The organism is Agromyces humi, from assembly GCF_009720255.1.
GTDB classification, from domain to species: Bacteria; Actinomycetota; Actinomycetes; order Actinomycetales; family Microbacteriaceae; genus Agromyces; species Agromyces humi.
In genome coordinates this window covers 1-5351 of the sequence record NZ_WJSP02000261.1, presented here as the reverse complement: position 1 = coordinate 5351, position 5351 = coordinate 1, and the positions used below count along the sequence as shown (strand labels likewise).

Sequence of the window (5351 nt, the reverse complement as noted above, 5' to 3'; positions counted from 1 at the left end):
CGCGCCGACGGCCGCCTCGGGGCGGGTGCGGGCGGCGAAGCGCGCGCCGTCGGACTGGGCGATCACCACGGCCAGCGAGTGCGCCACCACGTCGTGCATGTCGCGGGCGATGCGGTTGCGTTCCTGCTCGACCGCGTAGCGGTACTCGACCAGCGCGCGCTCCCGGTTCGCGGCGTCCTCCCTGCGACGCACCTCGCGCGAGTCGCGAATGGAGCGGATCAGGAGGCCCGCCGTCCAGGCGAGCACGAGCACGGCGATCGAGGCGACGAAGAGGAAGCCGAGCGCGAACACGAGCCCGATCCCGTCCTGCGTGATCGGCGCCGCCTGCCCGAAGATCGGCTTCACGAGCGCCAGGTAGACGGTGGCCACGACCGCGCCGGCACCGGCGCTGGCGAGGCCGGCCCACTTGACGCCCCGCCCCCCGTGCGCTGCGGTCGAGTAGAGCACCCCGAGCACGGCGGCGTCGTAGAGCTGCAGGTCGCGCAGGGTCGCCATCTGCAGGATCGCGGCACCCCAGGCGATGCCGAGCGACCATGCGGGCGACAGTCGACGCACCGACAGTGCTGCCGTGAAGCCCACGAGCACCACGACGTCGACGCCGTTGCCGAGCAGGGCGAACGGCAGGCACGCCAGGGCGAACACGACGGCGAGGACGATGTCGGTCGTCAGCTTGCCGCGGCTCAGGGTGTTCACCGAACCACCGTACGCGGTGCCCGGGAGCCGGCGTGGCGTCTCACCCCGGAATCATCCTCGAGTCGTACGGACCCGGCCACCGGACCGAGGGACCGCAGCCATGCGCCGGCCGACCGACGACTCAGAACCCCAGTCGGCCGAGCTGCTTCGGGTCGCGCTGCCACTCCTTCGCGACCTTCACGTGCAGGGCCAGGTGCACCTTGCGACCGAGGAGCCCCTCGATCTGCGCACGGGCGGTCGTGCCGACCTCGCGCAGTCGGGCACCGCCCTTGCCGATGATGATGCCCTTCTGGCTGTCGCGTTCGACGTAGAGGTTCGCGTAGATCTCGAGGAGGTCCTTGTCCTCGCGCTCGACCATGTCGTCGACGGTCACCGCGATCGAGTGCGGCAGCTCGTCGGAGACGCCCTCGAGCGCGGCCTCGCGGATGAACTCGGCGATGCGCTCGCTCGTGTCCTCGTCGGTCAGCGTCTCGGCGGGGTAGAGCGGCTGGTCGGACTCGGGCAGCAGCGTGAGCAGCTCGTCGACGAGCACCTCCAGCTGCTCGCCGCGCGGCGCGGACACCGGGATGATCGACGCCCACTCGCGCAGCTCGGAGACGGCCAACAGCTGCTCGGCGACCTTCGCCTTCGACGCGGCATCCGTCTTCGTGACGATGGCGACCTTCTTCGCCCGCGGATACTGGTCGAGCTGCTCGTTGATGAACCGGTCGCCGGGGCCGATGGGCTCGTCGGCCGGCACGCAGAACGCGATCACGTCGACGTCGCCGAGCGTCGACTGCACGAGCGAGTTGAGGCGCTCGCCGAGCAGGGTGCGCGGGCGGTGGAGACCGGGCGTGTCCACGAGGATCAGCTGGCCGCGCTCACGATGCACGATGCCGCGGATGGCCCGACGGGTGGTCTGCGGCTTCGAGCTCGTGATCGCCACCTTCTCGCCGACCAGCGCGTTGGTCAGCGTCGACTTGCCGACGTTCGGCCGCCCGACGAACGAGACGAATCCGGCTCGGTACTCAGCCACGGTGGTTCCTTCCTTCGGTGTCGCCCGGGTCGAACGCCGCCTGGGCGTCGATGAGGGCCTGGTCGCGCTCGACGAGGATCGTGGCGATGCGCTTGCGACGCCCCTCGGTGCGCTCGGCCTCGAGGAGGAGCCCCGACACCGTCACGCGCTCCCCCGGCTGCGGCAGCCGGCCGAGCTCCTTGGCGAGCAGGCCGCCCGCGGAGTCGACGTCCTCGTCCTCGAGGTCGAGGCCGAACAGCTCGCCGAGCTCGTCGATCGGAAGCCGCGCGTTGACGCGGTAGCGCCCGTCGCCGAGGGCCTCGACCTGCGCCGCCTCGCGGTCGTACTCGTCGGAGATGTCGCCCACGAGCTCCTCGATCAGGTCTTCCAGCGTGGCGAGGCCCGCGATGCCGCCGTACTCGTCGACGACCATCGCGAGGTGGTTCGACTCGAGCTGCATCTGCCGCAGCAGAGCATCGGCCTTCATCGAGTCGGGCACGAACATCGCCGGCCGCGCGAGCTCGCCGACCGTGAGGTCCTCGGCGTCGAGTGGCCGCTCGAACCCGAGGCGGGCCAGGTCGCGCAGGTACAGGATGCCCACCACGTCGTCGGCGTCGTGCTCGATCACGGGGATGCGCGAGTAGCCAGCCTTGAGGAACAGCGCCATCGCGTGCGGCAGGTGCGCCGAGGCGTCGATGGTGATCATGTCGGTGCGGGGCACCATGACCTCGCGCACCACGGTGTCGTTGAACTCGAAGATCGAGTGGATGAGCTCGCGGTCGCCCTCCTCGAGCACGTCGAGCTCGGTGGCCTCATCGACCATGCTCAGCAGCTGCTCCTCGCTCGAGACGCCGGCGAAGCGGATGCGGCCGGGCGTCACCCGGTTGCCGAGGGAGACGAGGGCGTTGGCGAGCGGGCCGAGCAGGACGCGGAGGAAGTGCACGAGTGGCGCGGTGAGCCGGAGCACCGCGTCCGCGTGCGCCCGCCCCACCGACCGCGGGCTGGCGCCGACGAGCACGAAGGACACGGCGGTCATGATCAGCGCCGACCAGAGCAGCACGAGCCACACGTTGTCGAGGAACGACGTGAAGGCGAGCGTCACGAGCACCGCCGCCGTCGTCTCGGCGAGGATCCGCATGAAGTTCACGGCGTTCACGTGCGCGCCGGTGTCGTCGGCGATGGCGAGGAGCGAGCGCCGCGCACGGGAGCCGAGCGCGAGGTCGGTGACATCCGCCCGGCTCGTCGCGCCGATCGCCGAGTCGACCGCGGCCATCAGACCGCCGAAGGCGACGAGCACGAATGCGGCGCCGAGGAAGAGCCAGGGCTGCATGGTCAGCGGCGTCGCTCCTGCATGGTGAAGCCGACGAGGATGTCGCGCTGGATGCCGAACATCTCCTTCTCCTCGTCGGGTTCCGCGTGGTCGAATCCGAGCAGGTGCAGGATGCCGTGCGTCGTGAGCAGCAGCAGTTCGTCGAGCAGCGGATGCCCCGCGGTGCGCGCCTGCGCCTCGGCCACCTGCGGGCACAGCACGACGTCGCCGAGGAGTCCGGGCGGGGCGGGCTGGTCTTCCGTTCCCGGACGGAGCTCGTCCATGGGGAAGCTCAGCACGTCGGTGGGACCGGGCTCGTCCATCCACTGCACGTGCAGTTGCTCCATCGCGCCCTCGTCGACGAGCACGATCGCGAGCTCCGCATCGGGATGCACGTGCATCGCGTCGAGCGCGTACACGGCGAGCCGCTGGAGTGCGGCCTCGTCGACCTCGACGGCGGACTCGTTGTTGACCTCGATGCTCACGCGCTGCGCTCCTCGTCGGCGATCACTTGGACTTCCGCGGCAGGTGGTCGCGGGGCGCGGCACCGCGGCGTTCGGCGCGATTGGCGAACTCGCGGGCCTGGTCGCGCTCGAAGCGCTGCGCCTGGGCGCGCTGGTCGTACTCGGTGTAGGCGTCGACGATGCGCCCGACGAGGCTGTGGCGCACCACGTCGTCGCTCGTGAGCCGCGCGAAGTGGATGTCGTCGACCTGGTCGAGGATGCGGGTGACGAGCCGCAGCCCGCTCGCGCCGCCCGGGAGGTCGACCTGGGTGACGTCGCCCGTGACCACCATCTTCGAGCCGAACCCGAGCCGCGTGAGGAACATCTTCATCTGCTCGGGCGTGGTGTTCTGCGCCTCGTCGAGCACCACGAACGAGTCGTTCAGGGTGCGGCCGCGCATGTAGGCGAGCGGCGCCACCTCGACCGTGCCGGCCGCGAGCAGCTTGGGCACCATCTCGGGGTCCATCATCTCGTTGAGCGCGTCGTAGAGCGGTCGCAGGTAGGGGTCGATCTTGTCGGTGAGCGTGCCGGGGAGGAATCCGAGCCGCTCCCCCGCCTCGACGGCCGGGCGCGTGAGGATGATGCGGTTCACCTCCTTGCGCTGCAGGGCCTGCACGGCCTTCGCCATGGCGAGGTAGGTCTTGCCGGTGCCGGCGGGGCCGATGCCGAACACGATGGTGTTCTCGTCGATGGCGTCGACGTACTGGCGCTGCCCCTCGGTCTTGGGACGGATGGTGCGCCCGCGGGCGGAGACGATGACCTGTCCGAGCAGCTCGGACGGCTTGGCGTTGGGATCGGCTTCGAGCATGCGGGCCGAGCTCCTCACTTCGGTGGGTGTCGGATCCTGGCCGGCTCTCACGAGCTCCAGGAGTTCTTCGATGAGGCGGCGCACGCGCAGGCGGTCGTCGGCGTCGCCCCGGATGGTGATCTCGTTGCCGCGCACGTGCACCTCGACGCCGGGGTGCTCGCGCTGGATCGTGGTGAGCAGCCGGTCCTGCGGGCCGAGGAGCCGCACCATCGCGATGCCGTCGATGCGGAGCCGCTCCTCGTCGTCACGGAACGGCTGCCCGGCAGCCGCCTCGGAGCCCTGCGCGTCAGCCGGCAAGCGAACCCTCCTCGAGGCCGCCCGCCAGCACGTGCGCGTGCACGTGGAAGACGGTCTGCCCGGCTCCGGCGCCGGTGTTGAACACGAGCCGGAAATCGCCGTCGGCGAGGTCGGCGGCGATGCCGCGTGCCACGGCCACGAGCTCGGCGAGCAGCGCCGGGTCGCCCTCGGCGAGTTCGACCACATCGCGGTACTCGGCGCGCTTCGGCGTCACGATCACGTGCACAGGCGCCTTGGGGGCGATGTCGTGGAACGCGATCACCCGGTCGGTCTCCGCCACGATCTGCGCGGGGATCTCACGGGCGGCGATGCGCTCGAACAGGGTCGGCTCCGCGGCGGACTGGGTCATCTGCCCATCGTAGCGACGGATGCGTCACCACCGCCCGAGGGTTGCGTTCAGCACCGCGATGGCGGCAGGGCCCGCGGTGGAGGTGCGCAGCACGGATGCCCCGAGCCGCACGGGTTCCGCTCCGGCGGCCACCAGCGCCTCGAGCTCCGACGGGGCGATGCCGCCCTCGGGGCCGACGACGAGCGCGAGATCGCGTCCGTCGGGGCGCAGGTCGGTGAGCGCGGTCGTCGCGGTCGGCTCGAGGAGCAGCATCCGGCATCCGTCGAGCGCAGCGGGAAGCGCACCGGTCGCCGTGACGGATGCCACGGGCGGCAGCCACGAGCGGATCGACTGCTTCACGGCCTCGCGCACGATGGTCGCCCATCGCTGCCGGCCCTTCTCGGCCTTCGGCCCCTCCC

General features: G+C 71.0%; 7 protein-coding genes. All 7 read right to left on the bottom strand.

The window, feature by feature from the left end; translation table 11 throughout:
- Positions 1-693: DUF7134 domain-containing protein (locus GH736_RS16540; protein WP_162529576.1), on the bottom strand; the 693-nt coding region annotated here is incomplete at its 3' end.
- 121 nt (positions 694-814) lie between these two features.
- Complete coding sequence (gene era / locus GH736_RS16535) at positions 815-1708, bottom strand: GTPase Era (RefSeq protein WP_159605286.1); 894 nt, start codon at positions 1706-1708, stop codon at positions 815-817.
- Positions 1701-3017, bottom strand: coding sequence for a hemolysin family protein (locus tag GH736_RS16530; RefSeq protein ID WP_159605284.1), 1317 nt, complete (start codon positions 3015-3017; stop codon positions 1701-1703). Before GH736_RS16530 ends, era begins: the two co-directional genes overlap by 8 nt.
- A gap of 2 nt (positions 3018-3019) precedes the next feature.
- Positions 3020-3481, bottom strand: a complete 462-nt coding sequence (gene ybeY / locus GH736_RS16525) for an rRNA maturation RNase YbeY (protein ID WP_159605275.1) — start codon at positions 3479-3481, stop codon at positions 3020-3022.
- Positions 3482-3503: 22 nt separating this feature from the next.
- Positions 3504-4517, bottom strand: coding sequence for a PhoH family protein (locus tag GH736_RS16520; protein WP_159605288.1), 1014 nt, complete (start codon positions 4515-4517; stop codon positions 3504-3506).
- 76 nt (positions 4518-4593) lie between these two features.
- A complete protein-coding gene (locus GH736_RS16515; RefSeq protein WP_159605273.1) occupies positions 4594-4953 on the bottom strand; it encodes a histidine triad nucleotide-binding protein in 360 nt (119 codons plus the stop codon).
- Positions 4954-4977: 24 nt separating this feature from the next.
- The coding region (locus GH736_RS16510) for an RsmE family RNA methyltransferase (RefSeq protein ID WP_159605271.1) at positions 4978-5351 on the bottom strand (374 nt) is incomplete at its 5' end.

Excerpts from the sequence above, each read along its gene's own strand:
- GH736_RS16530 (WP_159605284.1), bottom strand. The coding sequence starts at position 3,017 with ATGCAGCCCTGGCTCTTCCTCGGCGCCGCATTCGTGCTCGTCGCCTTC.
- GH736_RS16520 (WP_159605288.1), bottom strand. The coding sequence starts at position 4,517 with ATGGTGCGGCTCCTCGGCCCGCAGGACCGGCTGCTCACCACGATCCAG.
- GH736_RS16515 (WP_159605273.1), bottom strand. The coding sequence starts at position 4,953 with ATGACCCAGTCCGCCGCGGAGCCGACCCTGTTCGAGCGCATCGCCGCC.